Below are 25,589 nucleotides of genomic sequence, written 5' to 3'. Positions count from 1 at the left end.
AGGCCCCGCCAGGCCTCAGATTACCGAGCCTGGCGTGCTGGCCTTCAGATGCCTGCGGCTATCCACCGCACCCGCCACGGTCAGTGCATCGGCCTCGGCTTCGGTGATGGGCACACGCTGGCCGGCGAGCAGGGCCACGGACATGCGCAGCTGTTCGTCGGTGACGATTTCGATGGATGGGCCATCACCCTCGAGGCGCAGGTCTTCGGCGATCAGGGTGCAGCGGCGGGTGGTTTCGTCGATTTCAATGGGCATGGAGTGGTCCTCCTGGGGGTTACAGGGGTGGACCACAGGGCGGGGCGGGTTGCTGCATCCGGAAGCTGAGCGGCACTTTGTCATTTGCCCGGAGGTCAACCCTTGCAGATGGCAGGCCCGGCCTCTTCGCGGGTAAACCCGCTCCCACAGGGTTTGCACAGGTTTCAATGCAATGCAGTACCTGTGGGAGCGGGTTTACCCGCGAAGAGGCCGGGCCTGGCAATGCAATACTCAGGCAGGGGAAAAGCAATGGACCTCATCTGGCAAGCAATCCAGGCCGAATTCGCCGATATCACCGACGAGCGCGAGGTCACGCAAATTCTCGTACGCCTGCTGATGGCAGCCCTGCTCGGCGCCGTGCTGGGCTTCGAGCGCGAGCACAAGGGCAAGGCCGCCGGGGTGCGCACGCATATGCTGGTTTCGCTGGGCGCTGCGCTGTTCGTGCTGGCACCGAGCATGGCCGGGGCCGATGAGCAGGCGCTGAGCCGGGTGATCCAGGGCATTGTCGCCGGTATCGGTTTTCTGGGTGCGGGCACCATTCTCAAGGGTAACGGCCAGGACGCCAGCCATGTGAAGGGCCTGACCACTGCCGCCGGGCTGTGGATGACCGCCGCCATCGGTACGGCAGCCGGCATGGGCCGTGAAGCCACGGCGTTGATCAGCACGATACTGGCCCTGCTGGTGCTGGGCACGATGCCGTTGCTGGTGGACAAGCTCGAAGGGCAGGATGAGGGAAAGCAGGAGGAGGAAGAGGGCAGGAAGCACTGAGGGGAGCCGAAGCTCCCCTCAAAGCGTTGTTGCCTGCTCTATTTTTATTATTGGGACCGGCCTGTTGTTGTTTTTGTCAGCCTGTCCTGGTGTTGCGGGCGACCCCCATGCGGGGTCAAGAGCAAACGTATTTTTTTGAGCGCTGACCTGCCTTCATCATTGCTGATCCGAACCTGGCTGCCGCTACCTGGAGGTAGTTTTATTGTTCTGTGCCAGACCGCGGGGCGTACCCCTGAAAAGCGTGTCGACTCCAAAAAAATCTGCTTGCTACGCCTCTGCCGTGTTGTTCTTGTTATGTCAGAGCCGTTACCTGTTGTTTTTATTGGGTGTCACATTCTTTTTGTTGTTGTGCCAGAGATATAGCAGGGTGCGTGCCAACTTTTGCAAACCCTTTAAAATCAAGCACTTGGCGATTTCAGTCGAAATCGAATGGCCTGAAATTCTGCCGATTTGTTTCCCTGTTACCCGATTTTTTGCTGCAAAACGTGGGGGCGGTAACACTTCACCCACACCAATGTGACACCCGTATGACTTATTGCGCGCTGCGCGCCCGCGCTACCCGCGACCCGTTGTCGCGGCCCAGCACGCTGCTGATGCGGCGGCCGGCGGCGATCAGCAGGTCCAGGTCGATGCCGGTTTCAATGCCCAGCCCCTGCAGCAGGTACACCACGTCTTCACTGGCGATATTGCCGGTAGCGCCTTTGGCATAGGGGCAGCCGCCCAGCCCGGCCACCGAGCTGTCGAACACGCTGATGCCTTCGAGCAGGCTGGCATATACGTTGGCCAGGGCCTGGCCATAGGTATCGTGGAAGTGCCCGGCCAGTTGCTCGCGCGGTACCTGTGCCGCGACCACCTCGAACAGGCGCCGGGTTTCGCCGGCGGTGCCGGTGCCGATGGTGTCGCCCAGCGATACCTCGTAGCAGCCCATGTCGTGCAGGGCACGGGCCACCGGGGCGACCTGCTCGGCGCTGACCTTGCCTTCATAGGGGCAGCCGAGCACGCACGACACATAGCCGCGCACGCGCACACCGTGGTTGCGCGCGGCTTCCATGATCGGCTCGAAGCGCTTGAGGCTGGCGCTGATCGAGCAGTTGATGTTGCGTTGCGAGAAGGCTTCGGAGGCGGCCGCGAACACCGCCACTTCCTTCACGCCGGCGGCCAGGGCGTCCTCGAAACCACGCAGGTTGGGGGCCAGCGCCGCATAGGTGACACCCGGGCGCTGCTGGATGCCGGCGAACACTTCGGCGGAGCCGGCCATCTGCGGCACCCACTTGGGCGAGACGAAACTGCCCACTTCGATATAGGCCAGGCCCGCCTCGGTGAGGTCGTCCACCAGGCGCACCTTGTCGGCGACGCTGATGGGCTGGGCTTCGTTCTGCAGTCCGTCGCGGGGGCCTACTTCGACCAGGCGGACGTGTTTGGGCAAGGACATGGCGGGTTTCCTGTGGCGTTCAGCGGTTGTCTTTGTTGTTCAGGGTGGCGGCCAGGGCTTGTTCGCAGCGCTCCTGGGCGGTGTCCAGCTCCAGCTGCATCTGGTGGATGTCGAGCATCTGCTGTTCCAGCTGGGCGCGGCGCTCGGCGATTTTCGCCAGCATGCTGTTGAGCTGCTTGAGGTTGCCGCTGGAGGGATCGTACAGCTCGATCAGCTCGCGGCATTCGGCCAGCGAAAAGCCGATGCGCTTGCCGCGCAGGATGAGCTTCAGGCTGACCTTGTCACGCGCCGAATAGATACGCTCCAGGCCACGGCGCTCGGGGCTCAGCAGGCCCTGTTCCTCATAGAAGCGGATGGCGCGGGTGGTGATGTCCAGTTCGCGGGACAGGTCGGAGATGCTGTAGGTCTGGGTGCTCATGCTGGGGCTCGGCGTGGGGTATGCGGGTATCCTGAGGGCAGGTTGACGTATACGTCAAGCAGGGGCGTGGGATGTGTGTTGCCTGTTCTGGCCTCTTCGCGGGTAAACCCGCTCCCACAGGAAGTGCACAGGCCTTGAGGGCACCGCCGTCCCTGTGGGAGCGGGTTCACCCGCGAAGAGGCCAGAACAGGCAAAAAAGTTACTCAGACAACCCCGACCTGCGATACCCATTCGGTGTCTGCCCACTCAACCGCTTGAACCACCGGGCAAAATAGGTGGGGTCGGTAAAGCCCAGGCTATCCGACAACTGCCCGATGCTCATCCGCGTATAGATCAGGTTGCGCCGCGCCTCCAGCAGCAACCGCTGGTGCACCACCTGCAGCGCGGTCTGCCCACTCAGCGCCCGGCACAGCTGGTTAAGCTGCAAACTCGGAATATTCAGCCGCGCGGCAAAGTCCTCCACCGACAGGTGCTCACGGTAATGCGCCTCGACCAGGCGCAGGTACTGCCCCAGCAACTGGCGGTCGCGTTCATCGCGGTTGCGCGGCGCCTGCCCCAACTGCTGGCGGCGGCTGATCCACACCATCAGCGCCGTCACCAGCGCCTCGAGCAGTGCCGCCCGCGCCGGGGCGTTGCCCTGGTACTCCTGCTGCAGGGTCTCGATCAGGCTGCGCAGGTTCACCCGGTCCCGGCCCAGCGGGTAACACGCCGCCTTCGCCAGCACCGCCAGCGGCGCGCCCAGGCGCTGCTCCAGGTTGGCCACCAGTGCCGTGCCGAAGGTCAGCACATGCCCCTGGATATCGGCGCTGAAGCGAAAGCCGTGCACGGTCATCGGCGGCACCACCTGGATCGCCGCTTCGCTGATGGCGCTGCGCACCCCCTCGACCTCCACCTCGGCCCGGCCGCGTTGCACATACAGCAACTGGAACAGCTCGGCATGCTGGTGCGGCTTGATTTCCCAGTGGTGCAAGCGGCTACGCGCCGGGATCGACTCGCAGTGCAGCAGGTCGGTGCCGGGCCAGGCCTGGTTTTCGCCATAAAGCTTGAACAAGGGGACGCCGGGGAGGGTGGATTTCATGCGTGCAGGCCTGTCCGTTAATCGAACGTTTTTTGTAAAAGTGCAGGTTATGCATGGAATAGCACACTTCAATGGCTGTTTTTGCCAGTAAAAATGCAAGGGCAAACCCTAACAGCAGATGCCGCCCCACTGCCAGTCCAGGGCCGGCATCGTCCGCACAGAGACAACAACAATGAAAACTCAGGTCGCAATTATTGGTGCAGGTCCGTCTGGCCTGCTGCTGGGCCAACTGCTGCACAAGGCCGGTATCGATACGGTCATCGTCGAACGCCAGGCGCCCGAATACGTGCTTGGCCGCATCCGTGCCGGGGTGCTGGAGCAAGGCACGGTCGACCTGCTGCGTGAAGCCGGTGTGGCCGAGCGCATGGACCGTGAAGGCCTGGTACACGAGGGTGTCGAACTGCTGGTCGGCGGGCGCCGCCAACGCCTGGACCTCAAGGCCCTGACCGGTGGCAAGACGGTGATGGTATACGGCCAGACCGAAGTCACCCGTGACCTGATGCAGGCACGTGAAGCCAGCGGCGCGCCGATCATCTATTCGGCAAGCAATGTCCAGCCGCACGAACTCAAGGGCGAACGGCCCTACCTGACCTATGAAAAAGACGGCCAGGTGCACCGGGTGGACTGCGACTACATTGCCGGCTGTGACGGCTTCCACGGTATCTCGCGGCAAAGCATCCCCGAGGGCATCCTCAAGCAGTACGAGCGGGTCTACCCGTTTGGCTGGCTGGGCATGCTGTCAGACACGCCACCGGTCAACCACGAACTGATCTACGCCCACCACGAACGCGGTTTCGTGCTGTGCAGCCAGCGTTCGCACACCCGTAGCCGCTACTACCTGCAGGTACCGCTGGAAGAGCAGGTGGAGGCGTGGTCCGACGAGCGCTTCTGGGAGGAGCTGAAGGCACGCTTGCCCGAAGACGTGGCGGCGCGCCTGGTCACCGGCCCGGCGCTGGAGAAGAGCATCGCGCCGCTGCGCAGCCTGGTGGTCGAGCCGATGCAGTACGGTCATCTGTTCCTGGTCGGGGATGCTGCGCATATCGTCCCGCCGACCGGCGCCAAGGGCCTGAACCTGGCGGCATCGGACGTCAACTACCTGTACCGCATCCTGGTCAAGGTGTACCGCGAAGGGCGTACCGACCTGCTGCAGCAGTATTCGCCGCTGGCCTTGCGCCGGGTGTGGAAAGGCGAGCGTTTCAGCTGGTTCATGACCCAGCTGCTGCATGACTTCGGCAGCCACAAGGATGCCTGGGACCAGAAGATGCAGGAGGCCGACCGCGAGTACTTCCTGACCTCGCCGGCGGGGTTGGTGAACATTGCCGAGAACTATGTAGGGCTGCCGTTCGAAGAAGTCGCCTGACCTGTAGGAGCGGCCTTGTGTCGCGAAGGGGGCGAAGCGCCCCCAGGGTCTTCGCATTCCTGCAAAATTGCCGGGGCCGCTTTACGGCCCTTTCGCGACACAAGGCCGCTCCCACAGGTACAGCAGCGCCTGTGAGGCAAACGATTACATGTGGGAGCGGCCTTGCGTCGCGATTGGGCTGCAAAGCAGCCCCGGCATTCGAAAGCCAGCATTGCCTAGCGGGCCAGTAACGCCTCCATCTCTCGATACCCCCGCTGCCGCGCATGCTCCAGCGCGGTCACCCCATCCTTGTCGGCAATCTGCCGATCCGCCCCGGCCGCCAGTAGCCGGCGCACGATCTCCACATGCCGCGGCCCGCCGTCACCGAGGATCACCGCCTCCAGCAGCGCAGTCCAGTGCAGGCGGTTGAGATGGTTCACGTCCACCCCGGCATCGATCAGCAACTGCACGGTCTCGACATGCCCGCGTTCGGCGGCGGGTATCAGCGCAGTGCCTCCGTACCGGTTGGTGCTCTTGAGGTCGGCACCGTGGTTCAAGGTCAGCCGCAGGATGTCGTTCAGGCCACGTGCCCCGGCATACAGGTACGGGCTGTCGTCGATGTTGTCCTTGGCATTCACATCGGCACCGGCCTCGATCAGCGCTTTCGCGGCCGCAACCTGGTTGCCATGGGTGGCCACCAGCAGGGCAGTGCGCCCTTGCTCGTCACGGCTCTCCAGCTGCGCACCTTGTGCCAGCAGTTGTTGCAGGGTGCGCACATCATCGTGACGGGCAGCATTGTGCAGGCGGTTGTCCATGGCAGTGCTCTCGGCGTGGGCGGCAAGGCTGGTGCACAGGGCGAACAGCATCGCAGCAAGTAGTGAACGCATGGGGCAGGCTCCTCGATGACCTGCCCGCATCCTAGAAAAAACACGCCAGGGCTTGAAGTTAAGTTTGCGCATGACAGACAGTGCCTTGCTGAATAGGTAATGGCGGGAAGTACAACGATGACATTCTCCACCCCCCTGATGGGCGCCTTGTGCCTGGTAGCTGCCAGTGGCTGGGCCTGTGCCGACCAGGTGCTGCCCGCACCACCGGAACTGGCCTCCGGCTACCGCACCGGCCTGCAGCCGGTGCATGCCAGCCGGCACATGGCTGCAGCTGCCAACCCGCTGGCCAGCGAGGCGGGGCGGGCGATGCTGCGGGCCGGTGGCAGCGCCATCGACGCGGCCATCGCCATGCAGATGGTGCTGACCCTGGTCGAACCGCAATCAAGCGGCATTGGCGGCGGGGGGTTCATCCTCTACTGGGATGGGCAGCGCGTACAGGCGTTCGATGGCCGCGAGGCAGCCCCGGCGGCGGTGACGGAAAACCTGTTCCTGCAAGCCGATGGTTCACCGATGCCATTCAGGGCGGCGCAGATCGGCGGGCGTTCGGTGGGCGTACCGGGGGTTCTGCGTGCCCTGAAGCTGGCCCATGAGCAGCACGGCAAGCTGCCCTGGCGCGACCTGTTCGCCCCGGCCATTGCGCTGGCACGTAACGGTTTCGCGGTTTCCGAACGCCTTCACACGCTGGTGGCGGGCGACCCGTTCATTGCCCGTTCACCGGCCATGGCCCGTTACTTCCTGGATGAGCAGGGCAAGCCGCTGGCGGTGGGGGCTACCTTGCGCAACCCCGAGCTTGCGCAAACCTTTGAACTGATTGCCGCGCACGGCCCCGAAGTGTTCTACAGCGGCGAGATCGCCGAAGCCATCGTCGCCAAGGTGCGCAGCCATGCCAATGCCGGCTATCTGTCGTTGCAGGATATGCAGCAATACAGGGCCAAGATGCGCGAGCCGCTGTGCGGCCCCTACAAGGCCTGGCGCATCTGTGGCATGCCGCCGCCGTCGTCGGGCGGGGTGACGGTGCTGCAGACCCTGGGCATCTTGGAGGCACTGCAACGGGCTTCGCCACAGCGCGACCTTGCCGCCATGCGGCCGCTGCGCACTTCGTCGGTTGCCGGGCTGGAAGCCCCGCCGCTGGCCGTGCACCTGGTTGCCGAGGCCGAGCGCCTGGCCTATGCCGACCGCGCCCAGTACCTGGCCGACAGCGATTACGTGCCGGTGCCGCTCAAGGCCCTGACCGACTCCGCATACCTGGCCAGCCGCGCTGCGCAGGTCGGCGAGTACAGCATGAAACGCGCCCGCCCGGGCCAGCCGCAGGGGGCCGATCTGGCCCTGGCGCCTGACCGCTCGCCGCTGCGCATATCCACCTCGCACCTCAGCGCGGTGGACGACCGCGGCCAGGCCCTGGCCATGACCACTTCGGTGGAAGCGGCGTTCGGCTCGCACCTGATGGTCAAGGGCTTTTTGCTCAACAACCACCTGACCGACTTCTCGTTCATCCCCCGGGAACAAGGCAAGCCTGTGGCCAACCGGGTGCAACCGGGCAAACGGCCGCTGTCGGCCATGGCGCCGACCCTGGTGTTCTCGCAAGCCTCCGGCGAGCTGGTGGCCAGCCTGGGTTCGCCCGGCGGCTCGCAGATCATCGGCTACGTGAACAAGGCGCTGATCGGCCTGCTGGATTGGCAGCTCGACCCGCAGCAGGCCGCCGGCCTGCCCAACTTCGGCAGCCGCAATGCCGGCACCGAAGTAGAGGCGGGGTTGGCCAGCCCGGCACTGATCCGCCAGTTGGCAGCCTGGGGGCATGAGGTGACGCCGATGATCATGACCAGTGGCATGCAGATCATCCAACGCAGTGGCGAGGGTTGGTCGGGTGGTGCCGACCCTCGGCGCGAAGGCGTGGCAGTCGGCGACTAGCGGTGCGCGTTGCGGTGCAGCAGGTGGCGTGGTAGAAGTCAGTCTTGCCATTCATAAGTTGAATATCAAGATGTCCATCAGCGTGAAATCGAATAGGGCCCTGTTCGACCTCGACCTGTTGCGTGCCATTGTCGTGGTGGCCGATTGCGGCAGCTTCACCACGGCTGCTGCCCGCCTGCACTCCACCCAATCGACCATCAGCCAGAAGGTGCGCCGCCTGGAGGATATGGTTGGCCACCGTCTGCTGGTGCGTGGCAATCGCGACGTGCTGCCGACCGACGCCGGGCAGACCCTGCTCGGCTATGCCCGGCACATGCTGGCCCTCAACGACCAGATGCTCGAAGCCTTGGCCGGGGCGATGGTTGGCATGACCGTGCGCCTTGGCGTGCCCGAGGACTTCGTGGGCGGGCGTACCACCAATGCATTGTCGGCCTTCAGCCGGCTGCACCCGCAGGTGAAGCTGGAAGTGACCAGCGGCCTGTGCCGCGACCTCAGCCAGGCCTACGACAACGGTGAGCTCGACCTGGTGTTGCTCAAGCAGCGGCGCAACAGCCGCGAAGGCGTGGCCTGCTGGCCCGAACGCCTGCAGTGGATCGACAGCGCGCGCACGCCCGCCTTCGAGCTGGACCCGATCCCGCTGGTGACCTTCCCGCCCCGCGGCCTGTACCGCGACGACATGATCACCGCCATCGAAGGCATGGGCCGGTGTTGGCGCATCAGCTTCACCAGCTCCAGCCTCAGCGGTATCCAGGCAGCGGTCGCCGATGGCATGGGTATCAGCCTGCTGCCGCCACGGGCGGCCACTGGTGAGCACCGGGTGCTGGGGGCAGGGCAAGGGTTGCCGGAAGTCGACAGCTACGAAATCGTCATCGTCCACCGGCCGACGGCGGATGTGATGGTCAAGGCGTTGGCCGAGGTGATGACGCAATTGCTTGCGGGTGGCGGGATCTGACGATCTGTACGGCGATGCAGGATTTTACAATCTGACGCGATCCCTTGTAGGAGCGGCCTTGCGTCGCGAAAGGGCTGCGCAGCAGCCCCAGGTTTCAGCGTCGCTGCAGAGATTGCCGGGGCCGCTGTGCGGCCCTTTCGCGACACAAGGCCGCTCCTACAAGGGCCGCGTCAGCCAGTAAGGTCGTGGGTCAGGCGCAGGCAGCGGTCATTCTTGGCGACAGATGTATCCCGGCAATCATGCAGCGCACCGAGCCTCCTGCCATTTCGATGGTCGGTACATCGAGTGGCACCAGCCGCGCCGAGCGTTCGATGCGCTGGCGCTGCTCGCCGCTCAGGCTGTCGAAGGCCTTGCGTGACAGCGCCAGGATGCGCCCGTCACGCCCGGACAGTTCGATGGCATTGCCGGCGAACTGGCTGATCTGCCGGTTGCTCAGGTCGATCACATCGCGGCCCGACTCAAGCAGGCGCATGCGCACTTCCTCGGCCCGCGCCTTGTTGGTGAAGGTGCCAAAGCCCACCAGCGCAAACTCCGTCGCCACGCACATCAGCACATTGGTGTGGTAGATCGGCGTGCCTTGTTCATCGGCGGTGTCGAACACCATCGGCTCGAAGTTGAAGTGCGTACTGAAGCGCTCCAGGGCAATCGGGTCGGCGCGGTTGGAGCGCGCGGTATAGGCCACCCGCGACAGGTGGTCGAAGACCATGGCGCCGGTCCCTTCAAGGAACAGTTCGTCCTGCTCCAGCCCCGAATAGTCGATCACATCCTGCACCCGGTACTCGTGCTTGAGCATCTCGATCACATCGGCGCGCCGTTCGCGGCGGCGGTTGCGCGAGTACATCGAGTAGATCGCGATGTGCCCCCCAGGGTGGGTGGAGAACCAGTTGTTGGGGAATACCGAGTCGGGGGTGTTGTGCTCGCCGAAGTCGTCGAACAGATGCACCCGCACGCCCTCGGCCTCGAGCCGGCCGGCAGCCTGGGTGACTTCATCGCGTGCCACCTCGGCCAGGGCCTGGGCGGCGATGTCGGGGTTGCTGCGCTGGAACGAGTTGTCGGCTGCGGTTTCCGGGTTGGGGGTGAAGGCATGCGGCCTGACCATGACCACTGCTGCAGGTGCCTGAATGGAACGCGTTGGAAATGCCATGTGAAATACCAGGTTGGGAGCAGGGTTAAGCAACGCGTCGGATGCGGCTTTTGGCAGCGCGACCGCGGGTATGGCTGAACAGGTCCTTGGGGTCATCCTCCACCCAAGGCACCAGGTCGATCTTGCTGCCCATGCCGCGTTTTTCGGCTTTCTGTAGTACGTACCGTAGTACGGTGTAGTCTTCCAGGGCGAAGCCCACCGAGTCGAACACGGTGACCTGGGCGTCACTCTGGCGGCCCTCTGTCTCGCCGCGCAGCACACGCCACAGGTCGACCACCGGGAAGTCCGCCGGCAACTGCTGGATATCACCTTCGATGCGGGTTTGCGGCTCGTATTCGACGAACACCCGGGCGCTGCGCAGCACATCGGCATGCAGTTCGGTCTTGCCCGGGCAGTCGCCACCCACGGCATTCAGGTGCATGCCGGGCTCGAGCATGTCGGGGGTGATGATGGTGGCGTAGGCCTTGTCGGCGGTCACCGTCGTGATGATGTCCACGCCTTTCACAGCTTCTGCCACCGAACCGGCGCGGCGGATGGTCAGGCCGCTGTATTCCTTGAGGTTGGCGATCAGCTTGGCGGTGGCCAGCGGGTCGGTGTCGTAGGCGACGATTTCTTCGATGCCCAGGTGCTTGTGGAAAGCCAGTGCCTGGAATTCGCTTTGCGCACCGTTGCCGATCAGCGCCATCTTGCGCGAGTTCGGCCGGGCCAGCGCCTGCGCTGCCATCAGCGAGGTGGCCGCAGTGCGCAGGGCGGTGGCGATGGTCAGTTCGGACAGCAGCACCGGGTAGCCGGTGTCGACATCGGCCAGCACGCCGAAGGCCATCACCGTATGCAGGTCGCGGGCGGTGTTGGCCGGGTGGCCATTGACGTATTTGAAGGCATAACGGCTGTTGTCGGCGACCGGCATCAGTTCGATCACGCCGACTTCCGAATGGCTGGCAACACGCGCGGATTTATCAAACTCCTGCCAGCGTTTGTAATCTTCGCGAATAGCTGCGGCCAGTTCGCCAATGAACGGCGCTACGCCAATGTCATGTACCAAGTCCGACATGGTTGGAACATCAATGAAATACGTCATGCTCTTGCACCTTATTATTGCGCTTTCACCCCAGTGGCCTGCGGGGTGAACGCTTGAGATTGTTGAAGTGGCGTGAACATTTTGATGAAAGGTTGCGTCAAGATGAAGAGAGCAGGTTGCCAGTTTCATCAACTTTCTAGACAATCTGCCACCCCAAAATAGCAATCTGATTATTTGGCAGGCATCCATGGATACTATCGATCGGGAACTGATTGCGCTGTTGCGGGACAACGCGCGCACCCCCGTGCTGACCCTGGCGAAGAAGCTCAAGGTAGCCAGGGCAACCGTGCAAAACCGCATCACCCGGCTCGAAGAGCAGGGCGTGATCATCGGCTACACGGTACGCCTGCGCTCCGATGCGCTGGAGCAGGGTGTGCGGGCCATCACCAGCATCGGCATCAGCGGCCACCACGCCGCAGAGGTCAAGCACGCGCTGCGTGGGCATCCCAACGTGGTGGCCATCCATACCACCAATGGCCGCTGGGACCTGATGGCAGAGCTGCGTGCCGACACCCTCGAGGCCTTCGACCGGGCGTTGAACACCATCCGCTCGATACCGCACATCGAAAACACCGAGACCAGCATCCTGCTCTCGACCTACAAGATGTGACCGCTGGGTCAGGCCTTGTGGCAGGTGCATTGTGCAAACTGTCACCCAGGCTTTTCACACTGCACAAAATCCCTTTGGCTGTGTGCATTCTGTAGCGTTCCGCTTGACCCGGGCCGCTGGCAGAATGAAACGGCTTTCGCGGGACTGTATCGGGCGCGCCACTCTGGTGCGCTTCAATAGAATAAGTAAGCCCGCTGCGAAGTTGCATCGGGAACTGTTCTTCATCTGTCTCAATACCCACGCTTCGACAGTATTGAATGACTAAAAGCCTGCACTTGAGTACCAACTAACTGGTGCGGCGCGGGGCGCTGAGGTTTTACAAAAAAAGAATAAGAGGTCAACTATGCAGCAAACGTGCAACGCGCAAAGCGCAGTTCCGGAAGATGGCCGCGTGCTCAAGCGCCGGCTGGAAAACCGGCATATCCAGCTTATTTCGATCAGTGGCGCAATTGGTACCGGCCTGTTCATGGGCTCGGGCAAGATCATTGCGCTGTCCGGCACGTCGATCATCCTGGTGTACGCCATCATCGGCTTTTTCGTGTTCTGCGTCATGCGGGCCATGGGCGAGATGCTGCTGGCCAACCTGCAGATGGAATCGTTCGCCGACCTGGTACACAACTACCTGGGGCCAAAGGCCGGTTACATCCTCAGCTGGTCGTACTGGCTGAGTTGGGTGGTCGCGGCGGTGGGCGATGTGGTGGTAGTGGCGGGGTTCGTGCAGTACTGGTACCCGGATGTGCCCACCTGGCTACCGGCATTCGCCACCATGTTCCTGCTGCTGGGGCTGAACATGCTGGCGGTGAAAGCGTTTGGCGAGGTGGAGTTCTGGTTCGGCCTGATCAAGATCGTTGCCATCGTGCTGCTGGTGGTAACCGGCCTGGTGATGGTCGCCACGTCCTACACTTCGCCGGCCGGGGTGACCGCCTCGTTCAGCCACCTGGTGGCCCCGGGCGTGGTCATGCCGCATGGCATCCTCGGCTTTCTCGCCGGGTTCCAGATCGCCATATTCTCCTTCGTCGGTACGGAGCTGATCGGCACCGCAGCCGCGGAGGCCAAGGACCCGGAGCGGACCTTGCCCAAGGCCATCAACACCATCCCGGTGCGTATCCTGCTGTTCTACATCTGCTCGCTGGTGTGCATCATCAGTGTCATCTCCTGGGCCAATGTGCCGGCCAATCGCAGCCCGTTCGTCGAACTGTTCCTGCTGGGTGGGTTGCCCGCTGCCGCTGGCATCATCAACTTCGTGGTGCTGACCTCTGCGGCCTCGTCGGCCAACAGTGGCGTGTACTCCGGCTCGCGGATGCTCTACGGCCTGTCGCACCAGCAGCAGGCGCCGGTGGCGTTCGGGCGGTTGTCGGGCTCGGGTACGCCGGTGCGCGCGCTGGTGTTCTCGGGGGTGTGCATGGCGATTGCACTGACGCTGCTGTTCGTGATCCCCGAGGTGATGACCGTGTTCACCCTGGTGTCGACCATTTCCGCGGTGATGATCATCGTTACCTGGTCGCTGATCCTGCTGTCCTACTTCGCCTATCGCCGGCAGGATCCGCAGGCGCATGAGCAGTCGACGTTCAAGCTGCCTGGTGGCAAGGTCACCGCTGCGCTGTCGCAGCTGTTCCTGATCTTCGTGCTGTGCCTGCTGGCGCTGGAGCCGGACACCCGCACCGCGCTGTACGTGATGCCGCTGTGGTACGCAGGCCTGTTGCTGGCCTATCGGCGCAGGGCCAGGGCTTGCTCCCAGCCGCAGACAGCCACGGCGGCCTGACGCCTCGGCTTGCACCGGCCCTTGTAGGAGCGGCCTTGTGTTGCGACAGGGCTGCAAAGCAGCCCCAGAAATTTGTGCATCTGCGCTGAGCCTTGGGGCTGCCTTGCAGCCCTGTCGCGACACAAGGCCGCTCCTACAGCGTGAACCGATCATGCGGTGGGCAAGTTGTCGCGCAGCCAGTCCACCAGCCGCAGAATGGTCGGGGTAGTGGTGCGCCCGTGAGGCACCACCAGGTAATAGGCCTCACGCGGCCGCACCACCAGGTCGGTCAGGCGCACCAGTTCGCCGGACGCCAGCAGGTGGTCGAGCATGCGCCCCCAGCCCAGTGCCACGCCATGCCCATGCAGTGCGCCCTGGATGGTGTCGGTATACAGCTGGCAGCGCAGGTTGTAGTGCAGCTTCGGCGGGTTGCCGCCCAGTGCGCGGAACCAGGTGGGCCAGGTCATCCAGCCTTCGGTGGTGGCATCGGCGTCCAGCAGGTCGGCCCGGTACAGCGCCTCCAGCGAGTCCGGCAGCGGGTTGTGCGCCAGCCAGGCTGGCGAGCACACCGGGAAGATCTCTTCATCGAACAGGTGCAGGGCAATGCCGTCTGCCCAGCGGCCATTGCCATAGCGCACCAGCAGGTCGACATCGTGGTTGCGCAGGTCGCCGGTGAGCATCTGCGTGGCCAGGCGCAGTCGCACCTGGGGCAGGGCGCTGCGCAGGCTGCCCAGGCGCGGCATCACCCGCAACTGGGAGAAGGTGGCGGTGGAGCTGAGCACCAGTTCCTGTTCGCTGTCGCCTTCACTGAGGCGGTCGAAGACCGAGGCGATCTTCTGCATGGAATCGGAAACCACCGCGTACAGCGCCTGGCCCTCGCTGGTCAGGCGGATGCCGCGGTGCAGGCGCTGGAACAGTTGGCGGCCGAGGTTTTCTTCAAGCTGCCTGACCTGCTTGCTGACCGCGGCCTGGGTGACGCCCAGCTCCTGGGCGGCCAGGGTGAAACTGGTGTGACGGGCTACCGCTTCGAATTCGAGCAGCGCGGTCATCGACGGGATGATGCGCCGGTAGCCTTTATGCGTGTTGTCGTTTTCTTGTGTTTTCATGTGACGTCCTGGCCAGGCGCGGCGCGCTGGTCCGCGCCGCGCGGGCACCGTGGCAGAAAAAGCGCGATGGCGGTAGCCCGGAAGGGCCGTGATGCTGCCGGTGGAAACTGTCTTGCGCAAATCTGAAGGCTTGTGCAAATCCCTGTGGGAGCGGGTTTACCCGCGAACACCGGCGCAGCCGGTGCCATCCACCGCGTTGGATTCTTCGCGGCTGAAGCCGCTCCCACAGGGTGCGCGGACCGCTTGCGAATCAGTTCACTGGCCTTGAGAGCGGCGCGATCGGAGTGGCAGCTCGGCTTGTCGGCGATAGGGCCGTGCAGGCATTTCAAGGCTGGCGCTCGGCCACCGCCCGCAAGGTCCGCAATGTCACCACGGGTGCATCCACCACAAACCGGTTGGCCAGCCACCCCGGCACATCCCCCGCAGGGTCGGCCTGCAGTTGGTAGGTCACTTCGGTCTTGCGCTCACCCAGCGGTTTCATCCGCCACTCGCCGCTGAGGTGCTGCACGCGGATCAGCCCCTTTACCTTGGGGATCCTGCCTGGCTCGGCGCTCAGGTGGCGCAGCAGCGTGCCGTCGTCCAGGCGTTCGGTGGTGACCTTCAGCACGATGTCCCGCGGCATCGTCGGCCACGGCAGGTTGGTGGTCAGGTACACCCAGGTGTTTTCGTCCTGTACATCCAGCAAGCGCATCTCGGCGCAGGCGTACAGCCACTTGCAGGCCACCCGCAGGTTCTCTTGCAGGTCGGTGAGCGTGCGCACGCTGGCTTTCATGGTGCTGACACCACGGAATTGCTGGTAGGGCGAGTCGGGGGCGGCGCTCAGGTAAACGCGGATGCCTTCGCGGTCGTAGGCCAGGTTCCAGTCATCGGCGGCTGGGGCGGGGGTGCAGAGCAGCAGGACGGCGAGCAGCAGGCAGCGGTTCATGGCTGGTACCGCGCGGGAGGTGGGTGTTTCAGTATGCGCGGCAAACAGAAAGCCCGCCAGGTTGGCGGGCTTGCGGGCATCAGCCTGGGCTTAACGCTTAGGGTTGAGCGTCAGGTGCACGTGACGGTTCACGTCCTTGTACAGGAGGTAGCTGAACTTGCCTGGGCCGCCGGCGTAGCAGGCTTGCGGGCAGAAGGCGCGCAGCCACATGAAGTCGCCGGCTTCCACTTCGACCCAGTCCTGGTTCAGGCGGTACACCGCCTTGCCTTCCAGCACGTACAGGCCGTGTTCCATCACGTGGGTCTCGGCGAACGGGATCACGCCGCCCGGCTGGAAGGTGACGATGTTCACATGCATGTCGTGGCGCATGTCGGCCATGTCGACGAAGCGGGTGGTGACCCAGCGGCCTTCGGTGCCCGGCATCTCGATGACGGTGGCGTTGTCACGGTGGGTGACGAACGACTCGGGAACGTCCAGGCCTTCGACCTTCTGGTAGTGCTTGCGCAGCCAGTGGAAGGTGACGTTGGACTTGCTGTTGTTACGCAGGCTCCACTCGGCGCCCGGGGCCAGGAAGGCGTAGCCGCCCGGTACCAGGGTGTGGTGCTTGCCTTCGACGGTGATGTCCAGTTCGCCTTCGACGATGAACACCACGGCTTCGGCGTTCGGGTCCAGCTCAGGGCGCTCGCTGCCGCCTTCCGGGGCCACTTCGACGATGTACTGGGAGAAGGTTTCGGCAAAACCGGTCAGCGGGCGGGCGATGACCCACATGCGCATCTTGTCCCAGAACGGCAGGTGGCTGGTGACGATGTCACGCATCACGCCCTTGGGGATGACGGCATAGGCTTCGGTGAACATGGCACGGTCAGTCAGCAGCTCGGTCTGAGCCGGGTGCCCACCGTGGGGGGCGAAGTACGAATGGTTCGACATGGACGATCTCGACTTGTTGTTCTCTCCCCATGCCGTGAACCGCACCGGCCGGTGCGGCGCAGGGGATGTGGCGACAGAATAGGGTCGAGTGTGTGCCATCCACAAATTAAATGTTGGAATACCCGGTATTTGGCGGCTGAATGCGAACCTGCCGGCCAGCGTGGCCTTCCGGCAAGCGGTCGCCCTGGCCGAACAGCTTGTGGCGCAAGGTGCCTTCGGCATAACTCAGCGGGTAGCGGTCGCGGCGTTGCAACTCCGGCACCAGCAGCTCGACCACATTTGCCAGGTCGTCCGGTTGCACTGCGTAGGTCAGGTTGAAGCCATCGATGCCGGTCTGGTCCAGCCAGCTTTCCAGCTGGTCGGCCACCTCGCTGGCAGTACCCACCAGCACCGGGCCACGGCCGCCCAGGCCAACGAACTCGGCAGCCTCGCGCACGGTCCAGCGGCGGTTCGGGTCGGCGGCGGTGAAGGCGGCCAGGGCCGCGCGGCCGGCATCGTTCTCGACGTATTCGATGGGCGCATCGGGGTCGAGGCCGGCAAAGTCGATGCCGGTCCAGCCCGACAGCAGCGCCAGGGCGGCGTCCAGGTCGACATAACGGCGGTATTCGGCGAAGCGCGCCTCGGCCTCCTCCCGGGTAGGGGCGACGATCAACAGCGCCTGGGCGTAGATCAGCACCTCGTCCCGGCCACGCCCGGCCACCTCGCTGGCCTGGCGGATGCCGTCGGCGTAGCGGCGCAGTACCGTGGGCGTCGGCCCGCTGATGAACACGCATTCGGCGTGCCGCGCCGCGAACTGCTGGCCGCGTGCCGAAGCACCGGCCTGGAACAGCACCGGCGTGCGTTGCGGCGAAGGTTGGCACAGGTGCATGCCCGGCACCTGGAAGTGCTCGCCCACATGGTTGATGGGGTGCACCCGGGCGGGTTCGATATAGCGCCCGCTGTCACGCTCCAGCAGCACCGCATCGTCGTCCCAGCTTTTCTCCCAGAGCTTGTACAGCACCTGCAGGTATTCCTCGGCCAGGTCATAGCGCTGGTCGTGGCCCAGCTGGCGCGCCAGGCCCAGGTTGCGCGCGGCACTGTCGAGGTAGCCGGTGACGATGTTCCAGCCGACCCGGCCATTGCTCAGGTGGTCGAGCGTCGACATGCGCCGGGCGAACGGGTAGGGGTGTTCGTAGGTGAGCGAGAAGGTGACGCCGAAGCCCAGGTGCTCGGTAACCCCGGCCATGGCCGGCACCAGCAGCAGCGGGTCGTTGACCGGCACCTGCACGCCACCGCGCAGGGCGGCTTCGGGGCCGCCCTGGTAGACGTCGTAGATGCCCAGCACATCGGCGATGAACAGGGCATCGAACAGGCCGCGTTCGAGCAGGCGGGCCAGGTCGGTCCAGTAGCCCAGGCGGTTGAAGGCCACGCTGGTGTTGCGCGGGTGGCGCCACAGGCCGGGGGACTGGTGGCTGGCGGCATTCATGCTGAAGGCGTTGAAGCGAATCGGGCGGGGCATGGTGGGCGCGCTCCGCTCAAGGCAATACGGAAGCCGGGTAGACCGCGTCGGCCACCTGCAGCTTGCGTGGAATCAGGCCCAGGCCCTGGAAGGTATCGGCCAGCTTCTGTTGCTCGGCAACGATCTGCGGGGTAATGGCCACGGCGTTGTAGTTGCGCCGCTCGCTGGCCACTTGCAGCACGTTGGCGTTGATCCCCAGTTGCGGGGCCAGCAGCGCGGCAACTTCCGCAGGCTTGGCATTGGCCCACTGGCTGACCTTGCCCAGTTCGGCGAAGAAGGTCTTCAGCAAGGCGCGATGCTGGTCGGCGAAGCTGGCGGTGGACAGGTAGAAGGTGCGGTTGTTGGACAGGCCGCTGCCGTCGCGCAGGTTCTTCAGGCCCGGCTGGCTTTCTGCCGCGGCGAGGAACGGGTCCCACAGGGTCACGGCCTGGACGCTGCCCGATTGCAGGGCAGCCACGGCATCGGCGGCGTTGTTGACGTAGGCCGGGGTGATGTCCTGGTAGCTGAGGCCGGCCTGTTCCAGGGCAACGGCCAGCAGGTACTGGGCGTTCCAGCCGCGGCCGGTGGCCACGCGCTTGCCCTTGAGGTCTTGCACGCTGGCCAGGTGGTCCTGCTCGCGCACCACCAGGCCGATGCCGCGTGGGTAGGGTTGCTCGGCGGCCAGGTACACCACCGGCTTGCCTGCGGCCTGGGCGAACACCGAGGGTGCGTCGGCGGCATGGCCGAGGTCGATGGCGCCGGTGCTCAAGGCTTCGAGCAACTGCGGGCCGGCGGCGAACTCGTGCCAGCTGACTTTCACGCCTTGCGGTGCCAGGGCCTTCTCCAGGGCGCCGCTGCCCTTGAGGATGTTGATGCTGTTGAACTTCTGGTAACCGATGCGCAGGGTGCTGGCCTCGTCGGCCAGGGCTTGGGACCAGGGCAACAGGGTACTGGCGACACTGGCCAGCAAGCCGCCGATCAACAGGCGGCGCAGGGGGGAGAAGGCACGGGCGGGCATGGGCATTGCTCCTTGATCTGGAAGGGAAACGATGTGCCCAGACTAAGGAGGTGGCGTTTGGCTTTCAATTTTTATATTCCTGTTTGTTAGATTGTTTTGTTATTTTTATATCCTTTTGTTTTGTAATGGTTGGTCCATTTCGACATTTTTTTCACATTCGCTTGCTAGGCTCCCCGGCATTCCCGAGGAGCCCTACATGTCGCACATCCTGCGCAAGCGCAGCACCCGCATCGCCTTGGCCGCCACCGCCGGCCTGCTCACGGCCACCCTGGGCTTCTTTGCCTGGCAGAGTTTCTACCCGGTCCAGGCCGCCTCCGGCTGGGGCGTCGAGGTGCTGCACCGTGACGTGACCAAGGCCGCGTCGCTGTTGCCGCAAGCCGATGGCAGCCTGCTGGTCAGCCGCGAACTGGACGATGGCCGTGGCAGCATCCTCAGGATCACCGCCCAGGGTGATCGGGTGGTGGTCATCGACAACCTGTCCAAGCCCGACGGCATGGTGGCGGCGCAGGGAGGCTGGGTGTTCAGCCAGGAAGGCGGGTTTGCCCCGGTCAGCCTGGCCCGCGATGGCCAGGTCACGCGGCTGTTCGATGGCGAGAGCGTGCAGGGCCTGTGGAACGACGGCGAGCACCTGTACGCAATCGAGGACCGCAAGGGCAATGGCCGTTTGATGCGCTATGACTGGCGCAGCGGCCAGCTCGATGTGCTGCGCTCCGGCCTGACCGAAACCGAAGGCCTGACCCGCTGCAGCGACGGGCGTCTGCTGTATACCGAAAAGGCCAACGGCAAGGTCCGCGCCTTGTCCGACGATGGCCGGGACCCGGTGGTGGTCGATGGCCTGCGCAACCCGACGTTCCTGTTCTGCGACCAGCGCGGCCTGTGGATCAGCGAAGACAACACTCACCGGGCCCGGCTGCTGCGCATCGGCGCCGACGGCACGCGGCAGACCGTGCTGTCGTTCCTCAAGGCGCCGCAGTCGATCGTTGCCGATGGCAAGGGCGGCTACCTGCTGGCCGAAGGCGGGCGCAACCGCGTGCTGCACCTGACCCCGCCGCTGGAGCGCAACACCGCCCAGCGCGACTGACCCTGCGCCTGGCTGGGCAGGCGCCGTTTGCGGGTGGGCAGCCGCCGCGGGTGATGGCTACCCGACCAACAGCGCGCTTCCCTGCATGGCCGCGCTCGCGGATAATCCCTCCATTCCAATAAACAGCCTGTGAGTGGGTATGAGTGATTCCGTAGTCAGCCTCGGCCAGCCTGAAACCGAAGGGGGGCGCAAGACGCGCAAGAACAACCCCGAGAAAACGCGCGAGGACATCCTCCAGGCCGCCATCAACGAGTTCGTCCAGCAAGGGCTGGCCGGTGCCCGCGTCGACGCCATCGCCGAGCGCACCGCCACCTCCAAGCGCATGATCTACTACTACTTCGGCAGCAAGGAGCAGCTGTACTGCGAGTGCCTGATCAAGCTGTACGGCGACATCCGCAAGACCGAGCAAAGCCTGGACCTGGAGTCGCTGCCGGCCGAGCAGGCGATTCGCCGGCTGGTGGAGTTCACCTTCGATCACCACGACCGCAACGTCGATTTCGTGCGGATCATCTGCACCGAAAACATCCACTACGGCGAGTACGTCAAGCAGTCGCCGGCGATTCGCGAAATGAGCAGCCTGGTGCTCGAGGCCCTGGGCAGTACCTTGCGCCGTGGGGTGCAGGAAGGTGTGTTCCGCGCCGGCATCGAGGTCATCGACCTGCACATGCTGATGAGCTCGTTCTGCTTCTACCGGGTGTCGAACCGCCACACCTTTGGCGAGATCTTCCAGATCGACCTGTCCGATGAGCAGGTCAAGCTGCGTCACAAGGCCATGATCTGTGATGCGGTGTTGCGGTACATCCAGATCGAGCGCCGCCCCTGAAGGTTTTCCAGTGCCTGGGCCGGCCCCTTCGCGGGCATGCCCGCTCCCACAGGTACTGCATCTGCCTTGAATGTTGTGGTGATCCTGTGGGAGCGGGCGTGCCCGCGAAAAGGCCCGCCCAGGCCATACATCTCTGACATATTTCCCGTGCTCACTCGCCCAACCGCTGCTCACGCGACGGCGGGTAGCCAAAGTAAGCCGCATAGCATTTGCTGAAGTGCGACACCGAAACAAACCCGCAGGCCACTGCCACTTCCATCACCGACAGGTCGGAATACTGCAACAGGCGGCGGCTCTTGGTGATGCGCAGCTCCATGTAGTAACGCCGCGGCGAAGTGCCCAGCTGGGCCTGGAACAGGCGGTCGATCTGCCGGCGCGAGCGCCCGCTGTAGGCGGCCAGCTGGTCGAGGCTGAGGGTTTCCTCGAGGTTGTTCTCCATCAGTTCGACGATGGTGCGCAGGTGCAGGCTCATGGATTTCTTCGCGCCTGGGCCGACCTGGCGGTAGCGGGCACCGGAGAACGACAGGATTTCCTCGACGCCTTCGGCCAGGCCGTCGCCATACAGCCGGCGCACCAGGCCGAGCATCAGCTCCATGGCGCCATTGGGGCTGGCAGCGCTGAGGCGGTCGCGGTCGAGGGTGAAGCTGGCCGGGGTGATCCGCGTCTGCGGGCTGCGCTCGGACAGGCTGGCGCGCTGTTCGGGGTGGATACTGCAGCCATAGTCGTCCAGCACCCCGGCGCGGCCGAGGAACCATGCGCCGTTCCACAACCCGCCCAGGGCCATGCCGTGGGCCGCGCAATCACCCAGCAGGCGGTCGAGCTCGGGGTACTTCAATGGCGTGCGCAGGCCGCCGCAGATCACCAGCAGGTCCAGCTCCTTCAGCGCCTCGGCGGACAACTCGGTGGCCACCAGCTCCAGCCCCAGGTCGCTGAGCACGCGGTCGCCTTCCGGCGACAGCGGGGTGAACTGGAAGCTGTCGGCGCGCAGCAGGTTGGCCGTGACCAGCACGTCCATGGCCACGGTGAAACTGGCCATCGAGAAGTGTTCGAGCAATACGAAATCGACCCGATAGGGCGCCTGGGCATTGGCGCTGGTGGACTTCAGCCGCAGCATGTTGCTGGTACTGGTCTTCTTGCTGAACTGGCGTGGCGTGGGCACTCTGGACTCCGCTTCCTGGCTGGCCTCGAGAGTGTGGCGGGTGGCCGGGGGAAAGACAATCTCCCGGGTGGCCGTGTCGTGTTCGAGGTCGTGTTCAGGCAACCTGTCTGGCTTGGCCCGTTGCCGCTATGCTGATGCTCCCGTCACTGAGGATACCCTTGATGAAGTACGCCGCTGCCCTGTTGCTTTGCCTGATGCCATTGCTGGCCAATGCCCTGGAACCGGGCGACAAGCTCGCGCCGTGGACGCTGCTCGACCAGCACGACCAGGCTTATAGCCTCGGCGCCGGTACGCACATCCTGCTGGTGGCGCGCGACATGGACGGTGCCAAGCTGGTGAAGGCGGCGTTGGCCGAACAGCCCAAGGGTTACCTGGAGGCGCGCGATGCGGTGTTTGTTGCCGATATCCAGCGCATGCCGGCACTGATCAGCAAGCTGTTCGCCATCCCCGCCATGCGCGATTACAACTACCGGGTGCTGCTGGACCGTGACGGGCGGGTGGCCAGCCGTTATCCCGGGCAGGATGGCCAGGTACAGTGGTTGCAACTGGAGCAAGGCAAGCTGGTGAGCCAGCGGGCATTTGCCGATGCGCCGGCGTTGAAGGCGGCGCTGGAGACTGCACCACGGCATTGAGAGCTGTCACTGCACCCTGTAGGAGCGGCCTTGTGTCGCGATGGGCTGCAAAGCAGCCCCCTGCGGTCTTTCGTAGGGCAAAAATCCTGGGGCTGCTGCGCAGCCCATCGCGACACAAGGCCGCTCCTACAACGGGCCGCGGTGCCATGTCGCCAGCCAAATCAATCTGAACCCTCGGCAGCCTCTGCAACCCAACCCATTACATGCCAAATGGGAGAGCGCTATGGAAATCGGAACGATCTGGATCATCGTCGCGGCCTTTGTGATCCTGCTGGAAATCTGGGCCATCTGGCACATCATCGGCAGTGACCGGCGCGCCGAGCGCAAGATGCTGTGGATCGTGTTCGTGGTCTACGCGCCATTCCCTGGTTTGCTGTTCTGGGCCTGGCGCGGGCCTCGGGCGGTGAAGGGCAGGGCGGTACTGCAGGAAAAATGACGGTGCGCGGCATCAGGCGCGGGGGCGCCTGATGCCGTCGCTGTTCATTTGGGCAGGATGTCGAAGCGAATGGCTGCGCCCAGCCCGTCCACCATCAGGCAACCGTAGAACTTCACGGTCGACAGCACACGCAGTTGCTTGAGCGCTTCATGGATGTAGTCGTGAAGCAGCTTTTCGGCTTCGCGCTTGCGCTCTGCAAGTGTGGCGCCTTTGAGTGTGACCATCCCGAGCAGGGTGGTCTCAATGTGCTCGACGGTGTCCAGGCCAATTTTCTCGCGCAGGTGCAGACGGGCCTGCGCCGCATCGGTTTCATCTCGGGCAGGGTTGTTTGGCTTGATGGTGTAGGCCAGTTGGAAATTGTATTTGCTCATCGCTTTATCCTTGTTACGTACAGGCCTCCATGCCGGGCCTCGCAATCTAGCGCCTGACGGCCGCTTCGCATATGAACGCGTGGTTCACGGAAGCTCGTGCGCTGTGCGAAACGTCCTACAGTCGACGCCTGTTTCGCGGGCAAGCCCGCCCCTGAAAACCGCGCTTGACCTCGAGTTGACTCAAGGTTCGATACTCCGTCCCTCTTCCAACTGATCGAGGGTTTACCGTGAGCCATTCAACCGCGTTTCAGCTGAGCAATCCCGAAGGCCTGTACGACCCCAGCGGCAATGCCTATTCCCATGTCGCCGAGGTGTATGCCGACAGCCGCCTGCTGTTCATCGCCGGCCAGGGCGGGGAGGGCCGCAACGGGCAGCTGTCGCCGCTGTTCGCCGAGCAGGCGCGCCAGGCACTGGCCAACCTGGAGGTTGCCCTGGCGTCGAAAGGCGCCAGCCTGGCCCAGGTGTTCAAGCTGACCCTGCTGATCGTCGAGCATTCCGAAACGCGCCTGCGTGAGTGGGTAGCCGAGGCTGACAGGGCCTGGGGCCCTTGCATGAAGCCGACCTGCACGCTGATACCGGTACCCCGGCTGGCGCTGGACGGCATGCTGGTGGAAATCGAGGCGGTGGCAGCGGTATAGGTCCGGGCGATTCGGTGGTGGCGGCAGATAAACACTATGTTGTATATCGGTGCTGGCCCTACCGGCATGGCCGCCATGACAACAATCGATCTCAGAGGTGACCACACCATGAGCAGCGGCACCACCACGCTCACCGACCGCAAGGCCCGGGCCTGGCTCTGGCCCGCACTTTTCAGCCTGGTGGCCTTCGCTGCCAACTCGGTGTTCTGCCGGCTGGCGCTGAAGGACGGGGCCATCGACCCGGCATCCTTCACCGTGGTGCGCCTGGCCAGTGGTGCACTGTTCCTGCTGCTGTTGATTCGCCTGCGCAAGCCCGCGCTTGCCATGGGAGGCACCTGGCGCGGCGGCCTGGCACTGTTCCTGTATGCGTTCCTGTTTTCTGCGGCGTACCTGCAGCTGGGCGCAGGCGCGGGGGCGTTGCTGCTGTTCGGCGCGGTGCAGATCACCATGTTCGGCTTCGCCTGGTACAAAGGCGAACCTATCACCGCGCGGATGCTGCTGGGCATGCTGATCGCCTTCGCCGGCCTGCTGGTGCTGCTGTTGCCCGGTGCCGCGGCGCCACCCTTTGCCAGTGCCTTGCTGATGGCCCTGTCCGGCGTGGCCTGGGGCGTGTACACGCTGCTGGGCAAAGGCTCACCCCGGCCGCTGGCCGACACTGCCGGCAATTTCGCCCGGAGCCTGCCGTGCCTGGTGCTGCTGGTGCCGATGCTGTTGCTGGGCGCTGGCTTGCACCTGAGCCCGCTCGGCTTGCTGTATGCGCTGGGCTCCGGTGTGCTGGCCTCGGGTGCGGGCTATGCCGTGTGGTACGGCGTGGTCAGGCAAGTCAGCGCGCAGCAGGCAGCGACCATGCAGCTCAGCGTCCCGGTGATTGCGGCGTTGGGCGGGGTTGGCCTGATCGGCGAGCCATTGTCGTTGCGCTTGCTGGTGGCGTGCGTGGTGGTGCTGGGCGGTATCGCCCTGGCGCTGGCGCCGCGCCGCTAAAAGGGTGAAGGGCGTGACAGGGCATGGCTGTCGGGGCGTGCAATGCCTGGCTGACTATAATGGAGCAACCTCACCTCGCAGCCCTATCTGTGCAGGTAGCGCTAAGGAACCGCTGGCGAGCCCAATCAGCCTTTGCTCGAACGGTCGGCGTCGGCAGCTTCGGTCACCACAGGCAGGTTGCCGGCACGCTGGATTACCCGCCGTTGCTGCTCGTAGTCGTCCAGCGACAGGCCACGGCGTTGCAAGGCTTCCAGTTGCAGTTGGCGGGTTTCCTCGGCGGTGTAGGGGCGCAGTTCGGGGTGGCTGGCACAGCCGCTGATGATGGCGATGGCAATAACGGCAAGGGTGGCGGACAGCAGGCGGGCCAAGGTGTTCATCAGGTAGCTCCAGGGGCCGGGGTGGTGG

27 protein-coding genes are annotated in these 25,589 nt (G+C 64.4%); 12 read left to right on the top strand and 15 right to left on the bottom strand.

The window, feature by feature from the left end; genetic code table 11:
• Nucleotides 1-15: 15 nt before the first annotated feature.
• Entirely contained in the window at nucleotides 16-255 is a 240-nt protein-coding gene (locus CAG46_RS08325) for a DUF3203 family protein (RefSeq protein ID WP_025338886.1), read from the bottom strand.
• 249 nt (nucleotides 256-504) lie between these two features.
• Here CAG46_RS08325 and CAG46_RS08320 point away from each other — a divergent pair, with 249 nt between their 5' ends.
• Nucleotides 505-1,023, top strand: coding sequence for an MgtC/SapB family protein (locus tag CAG46_RS08320; RefSeq protein WP_013972932.1), 519 nt, complete (start codon nucleotides 505-507; stop codon nucleotides 1,021-1,023).
• Nucleotides 1,024-1,555: 532 nt separating this feature from the next.
• Here CAG46_RS08320 and CAG46_RS08310 read toward each other — a convergent pair.
• The 3 genes from CAG46_RS08310 to CAG46_RS08295 all read right to left on the bottom strand — a co-directional run bounded on the left by CAG46_RS08310 (nucleotide 1,556) and on the right by CAG46_RS08295 (nucleotide 3,951).
• Nucleotides 1,556-2,455 carry a hydroxymethylglutaryl-CoA lyase gene (locus tag CAG46_RS08310; protein ID WP_085616973.1) on the bottom strand — a complete coding sequence of 300 codons (900 nt, stop codon included), beginning with the start codon at nucleotides 2,453-2,455 and terminating at the stop codon, nucleotides 1,556-1,558.
• 19 nt (nucleotides 2,456-2,474) lie between these two features.
• Complete coding sequence (locus CAG46_RS08305; RefSeq protein WP_013972930.1) at nucleotides 2,475-2,873, bottom strand: MerR family DNA-binding transcriptional regulator; 399 nt, start codon at nucleotides 2,871-2,873, stop codon at nucleotides 2,475-2,477.
• Between the two features lie 199 nt (nucleotides 2,874-3,072).
• Nucleotides 3,073-3,951 carry a helix-turn-helix domain-containing protein gene (locus tag CAG46_RS08295; RefSeq protein WP_085616969.1) on the bottom strand — a complete coding sequence of 293 codons (879 nt, stop codon included), beginning with the start codon at nucleotides 3,949-3,951 and terminating at the stop codon, nucleotides 3,073-3,075.
• Between the two features lie 172 nt (nucleotides 3,952-4,123).
• Here CAG46_RS08295 and pobA point away from each other — a divergent pair, with 172 nt between their 5' ends.
• Nucleotides 4,124-5,311, top strand: a complete 1,188-nt coding sequence (gene pobA, locus CAG46_RS08290) for a 4-hydroxybenzoate 3-monooxygenase (protein ID WP_085616967.1) — start codon at nucleotides 4,124-4,126, stop codon at nucleotides 5,309-5,311.
• A gap of 215 nt (nucleotides 5,312-5,526) precedes the next feature.
• On the opposite strand, the gene CAG46_RS08285 is transcribed toward pobA, so the two are convergent.
• On the bottom strand, nucleotides 5,527-6,177 hold the full coding sequence (locus tag CAG46_RS08285) for an ankyrin repeat domain-containing protein (protein ID WP_085616965.1): 651 nt from the start codon (nucleotides 6,175-6,177) through the stop codon (nucleotides 5,527-5,529).
• 117 nt (nucleotides 6,178-6,294) lie between these two features.
• Here CAG46_RS08285 and ggt point away from each other — a divergent pair, with 117 nt between their 5' ends.
• Both ggt and CAG46_RS08275 read left to right on the top strand, forming a co-directional pair.
• A complete protein-coding gene (ggt, locus tag CAG46_RS08280; RefSeq protein ID WP_085616963.1) occupies nucleotides 6,295-8,085 on the top strand; it encodes a gamma-glutamyltransferase in 1,791 nt (596 codons plus the stop codon).
• A gap of 70 nt (nucleotides 8,086-8,155) precedes the next feature.
• Complete coding sequence (locus tag CAG46_RS08275; RefSeq protein ID WP_085616961.1) at nucleotides 8,156-9,037, top strand: LysR substrate-binding domain-containing protein; 882 nt, start codon at nucleotides 8,156-8,158, stop codon at nucleotides 9,035-9,037.
• A gap of 190 nt (nucleotides 9,038-9,227) precedes the next feature.
• On the opposite strand, the gene ctlX is transcribed toward CAG46_RS08275, so the two are convergent.
• Nucleotides 9,228-10,181, bottom strand: coding sequence for a citrulline utilization hydrolase CtlX (gene ctlX / locus CAG46_RS08265; RefSeq protein ID WP_178080690.1), 954 nt, complete (start codon nucleotides 10,179-10,181; stop codon nucleotides 9,228-9,230).
• A gap of 25 nt (nucleotides 10,182-10,206) precedes the next feature.
• The gene (locus tag CAG46_RS08260) at nucleotides 10,207-11,259 is read right to left on the bottom strand and encodes an ornithine cyclodeaminase (protein WP_085616955.1); all 1,053 of its coding nucleotides are present in this window, start codon (nucleotides 11,257-11,259) and stop codon (nucleotides 10,207-10,209) included.
• A gap of 187 nt (nucleotides 11,260-11,446) precedes the next feature.
• Between CAG46_RS08260 and CAG46_RS08255 the strand changes: the two genes are divergently transcribed.
• Nucleotides 11,447-11,869 (top strand): Lrp/AsnC family transcriptional regulator, encoded by a 423-nt coding sequence (locus CAG46_RS08255; protein ID WP_012272037.1) that lies wholly within the window; start codon nucleotides 11,447-11,449, stop codon nucleotides 11,867-11,869.
• A gap of 343 nt (nucleotides 11,870-12,212) precedes the next feature.
• A complete protein-coding gene (locus CAG46_RS08250; protein ID WP_085616953.1) occupies nucleotides 12,213-13,631 on the top strand; it encodes an amino acid permease in 1,419 nt (472 codons plus the stop codon).
• 149 nt (nucleotides 13,632-13,780) lie between these two features.
• Here CAG46_RS08250 and CAG46_RS08245 read toward each other — a convergent pair whose 3' ends face one another.
• From CAG46_RS08245 to CAG46_RS08225, 5 genes are all read right to left on the bottom strand, one after another.
• On the bottom strand, nucleotides 13,781-14,716 hold the full coding sequence (locus tag CAG46_RS08245) for a LysR substrate-binding domain-containing protein (RefSeq protein WP_085616952.1): 936 nt from the start codon (nucleotides 14,714-14,716) through the stop codon (nucleotides 13,781-13,783).
• 325 nt (nucleotides 14,717-15,041) lie between these two features.
• Nucleotides 15,042-15,641, bottom strand: a complete 600-nt coding sequence (locus tag CAG46_RS08240) for an START domain-containing protein (protein ID WP_085616950.1) — start codon at nucleotides 15,639-15,641, stop codon at nucleotides 15,042-15,044.
• A 90-nt stretch (nucleotides 15,642-15,731) separates the two neighbouring features.
• The gene (locus CAG46_RS08235) at nucleotides 15,732-16,568 is read right to left on the bottom strand and encodes a bifunctional allantoicase/(S)-ureidoglycine aminohydrolase (RefSeq protein WP_013972924.1); all 837 of its coding nucleotides are present in this window, start codon (nucleotides 16,566-16,568) and stop codon (nucleotides 15,732-15,734) included.
• Between the two features lie 106 nt (nucleotides 16,569-16,674).
• Entirely contained in the window at nucleotides 16,675-18,066 is a 1,392-nt protein-coding gene (locus CAG46_RS08230; RefSeq protein WP_085616948.1) for an LLM class flavin-dependent oxidoreductase, read from the bottom strand.
• Between the two features lie 16 nt (nucleotides 18,067-18,082).
• Nucleotides 18,083-19,063 carry an aliphatic sulfonate ABC transporter substrate-binding protein gene (locus tag CAG46_RS08225; protein ID WP_085616946.1) on the bottom strand — a complete coding sequence of 327 codons (981 nt, stop codon included), beginning with the start codon at nucleotides 19,061-19,063 and terminating at the stop codon, nucleotides 18,083-18,085.
• Nucleotides 19,064-19,259: 196 nt separating this feature from the next.
• On the opposite strand from CAG46_RS08225, the gene CAG46_RS08220 reads away from it, so the two are divergent.
• The gene (locus tag CAG46_RS08220; RefSeq protein WP_085616944.1) at nucleotides 19,260-20,144 is read left to right on the top strand and encodes a hypothetical protein; all 885 of its coding nucleotides are present in this window, start codon (nucleotides 19,260-19,262) and stop codon (nucleotides 20,142-20,144) included.
• 139 nt (nucleotides 20,145-20,283) lie between these two features.
• A complete protein-coding gene (locus tag CAG46_RS08215) occupies nucleotides 20,284-20,967 on the top strand; it encodes a TetR/AcrR family transcriptional regulator (protein ID WP_025338900.1) in 684 nt (227 codons plus the stop codon).
• A 151-nt stretch (nucleotides 20,968-21,118) separates the two neighbouring features.
• Here the strand turns inward: CAG46_RS08215 and CAG46_RS08205 are convergent, their stop codons facing one another.
• Nucleotides 21,119-22,126 carry a GlxA family transcriptional regulator gene (locus tag CAG46_RS08205; protein WP_085616940.1) on the bottom strand — a complete coding sequence of 336 codons (1,008 nt, stop codon included), beginning with the start codon at nucleotides 22,124-22,126 and terminating at the stop codon, nucleotides 21,119-21,121.
• Nucleotides 22,127-22,287: 161 nt separating this feature from the next.
• Here CAG46_RS08205 and CAG46_RS08200 point away from each other — a divergent pair, with 161 nt between their 5' ends.
• The gene (locus tag CAG46_RS08200) at nucleotides 22,288-22,758 is read left to right on the top strand and encodes an FAD/FMN-containing dehydrogenase (RefSeq protein ID WP_085616937.1); all 471 of its coding nucleotides are present in this window, start codon (nucleotides 22,288-22,290) and stop codon (nucleotides 22,756-22,758) included.
• A 223-nt stretch (nucleotides 22,759-22,981) separates the two neighbouring features.
• Nucleotides 22,982-23,194, top strand: coding sequence for a PLDc N-terminal domain-containing protein (locus CAG46_RS08195; protein WP_013972488.1), 213 nt, complete (start codon nucleotides 22,982-22,984; stop codon nucleotides 23,192-23,194).
• 44 nt (nucleotides 23,195-23,238) lie between these two features.
• On the opposite strand, the gene CAG46_RS08190 is transcribed toward CAG46_RS08195, so the two are convergent.
• On the bottom strand, nucleotides 23,239-23,565 hold the full coding sequence (locus CAG46_RS08190; RefSeq protein WP_025338903.1) for a hypothetical protein: 327 nt from the start codon (nucleotides 23,563-23,565) through the stop codon (nucleotides 23,239-23,241).
• A 227-nt stretch (nucleotides 23,566-23,792) separates the two neighbouring features.
• Here CAG46_RS08190 and CAG46_RS08185 point away from each other — a divergent pair, with 227 nt between their 5' ends.
• Together CAG46_RS08185 and CAG46_RS08180 are read left to right on the top strand one after the other, a co-directional pair.
• On the top strand, nucleotides 23,793-24,203 hold the full coding sequence (locus CAG46_RS08185; RefSeq protein WP_085616935.1) for a RidA family protein: 411 nt from the start codon (nucleotides 23,793-23,795) through the stop codon (nucleotides 24,201-24,203).
• A gap of 108 nt (nucleotides 24,204-24,311) precedes the next feature.
• Complete coding sequence (locus tag CAG46_RS08180) at nucleotides 24,312-25,184, top strand: DMT family transporter (RefSeq protein ID WP_085616933.1); 873 nt, start codon at nucleotides 24,312-24,314, stop codon at nucleotides 25,182-25,184.
• Between the two features lie 125 nt (nucleotides 25,185-25,309).
• Here CAG46_RS08180 and CAG46_RS08175 read toward each other — a convergent pair whose 3' ends face one another.
• Entirely contained in the window at nucleotides 25,310-25,561 is a 252-nt protein-coding gene (locus CAG46_RS08175; protein WP_075045072.1) for a hypothetical protein, read from the bottom strand.
• Between the last annotated feature and the right edge of the window lie 28 nt (nucleotides 25,562-25,589).

This window comes from Pseudomonas sp. B23(2017), from assembly GCF_002113725.1.
Taxonomy (GTDB): Bacteria; Pseudomonadota; Gammaproteobacteria; order Pseudomonadales; family Pseudomonadaceae; genus Aquipseudomonas; species Aquipseudomonas putida_Z.
Note: the sequence above shows the minus strand (reverse complement) of the source record. Positions and strands in the feature narration are given on the sequence as shown.

Bases quoted from the DNA above. Each gene is read 5' to 3' on its own strand.
- CAG46_RS08195 (WP_013972488.1), top strand. From the start codon at position 22,982: ATGGAAATCGGAACGATCTGGATCATCGTCGCGGCCTTTGTGATCCTG.
- CAG46_RS08250 (WP_085616953.1), top strand. From the start codon at position 12,213: ATGCAGCAAACGTGCAACGCGCAAAGCGCAGTTCCGGAAGATGGCCGC.
- CAG46_RS08220 (WP_085616944.1), top strand. From the start codon at position 19,260: ATGTCGCACATCCTGCGCAAGCGCAGCACCCGCATCGCCTTGGCCGCC.
- CAG46_RS08320 (WP_013972932.1), top strand. From the start codon at position 505: ATGGACCTCATCTGGCAAGCAATCCAGGCCGAATTCGCCGATATCACC.
- pobA (WP_085616967.1), top strand. From the start codon at position 4,124: ATGAAAACTCAGGTCGCAATTATTGGTGCAGGTCCGTCTGGCCTGCTG.
- CAG46_RS08175 (WP_075045072.1), bottom strand. From the start codon at position 25,561: ATGAACACCTTGGCCCGCCTGCTGTCCGCCACCCTTGCCGTTATTGCC.
- CAG46_RS08255 (WP_012272037.1), top strand. From the start codon at position 11,447: ATGGATACTATCGATCGGGAACTGATTGCGCTGTTGCGGGACAACGCG.
- CAG46_RS08180 (WP_085616933.1), top strand. From the start codon at position 24,312: ATGAGCAGCGGCACCACCACGCTCACCGACCGCAAGGCCCGGGCCTGG.
- ctlX (WP_178080690.1), bottom strand. From the start codon at position 10,181: ATGGCATTTCCAACGCGTTCCATTCAGGCACCTGCAGCAGTGGTCATG.
- CAG46_RS08200 (WP_085616937.1), top strand. From the start codon at position 22,288: ATGAAGTACGCCGCTGCCCTGTTGCTTTGCCTGATGCCATTGCTGGCC.
- CAG46_RS08260 (WP_085616955.1), bottom strand. From the start codon at position 11,259: ATGACGTATTTCATTGATGTTCCAACCATGTCGGACTTGGTACATGAC.
- CAG46_RS08275 (WP_085616961.1), top strand. From the start codon at position 8,156: ATGTCCATCAGCGTGAAATCGAATAGGGCCCTGTTCGACCTCGACCTG.
- CAG46_RS08190 (WP_025338903.1), bottom strand. From the start codon at position 23,565: ATGAGCAAATACAATTTCCAACTGGCCTACACCATCAAGCCAAACAAC.
- CAG46_RS08235 (WP_013972924.1), bottom strand. From the start codon at position 16,568: ATGTCGAACCATTCGTACTTCGCCCCCCACGGTGGGCACCCGGCTCAG.
- CAG46_RS08215 (WP_025338900.1), top strand. From the start codon at position 20,284: ATGAGTGATTCCGTAGTCAGCCTCGGCCAGCCTGAAACCGAAGGGGGG.
- CAG46_RS08230 (WP_085616948.1), bottom strand. From the start codon at position 18,066: ATGCCCCGCCCGATTCGCTTCAACGCCTTCAGCATGAATGCCGCCAGC.
- CAG46_RS08305 (WP_013972930.1), bottom strand. From the start codon at position 2,873: ATGAGCACCCAGACCTACAGCATCTCCGACCTGTCCCGCGAACTGGAC.
- CAG46_RS08310 (WP_085616973.1), bottom strand. From the start codon at position 2,455: ATGTCCTTGCCCAAACACGTCCGCCTGGTCGAAGTAGGCCCCCGCGAC.
- CAG46_RS08295 (WP_085616969.1), bottom strand. From the start codon at position 3,951: ATGAAATCCACCCTCCCCGGCGTCCCCTTGTTCAAGCTTTATGGCGAA.
- CAG46_RS08245 (WP_085616952.1), bottom strand. From the start codon at position 14,716: ATGAAAACACAAGAAAACGACAACACGCATAAAGGCTACCGGCGCATC.
- CAG46_RS08225 (WP_085616946.1), bottom strand. From the start codon at position 19,063: ATGCCCGCCCGTGCCTTCTCCCCCCTGCGCCGCCTGTTGATCGGCGGC.
- CAG46_RS08285 (WP_085616965.1), bottom strand. From the start codon at position 6,177: ATGCGTTCACTACTTGCTGCGATGCTGTTCGCCCTGTGCACCAGCCTT.
- CAG46_RS08325 (WP_025338886.1), bottom strand. From the start codon at position 255: ATGCCCATTGAAATCGACGAAACCACCCGCCGCTGCACCCTGATCGCC.
- ggt (WP_085616963.1), top strand. From the start codon at position 6,295: ATGACATTCTCCACCCCCCTGATGGGCGCCTTGTGCCTGGTAGCTGCC.
- CAG46_RS08240 (WP_085616950.1), bottom strand. From the start codon at position 15,641: ATGAACCGCTGCCTGCTGCTCGCCGTCCTGCTGCTCTGCACCCCCGCC.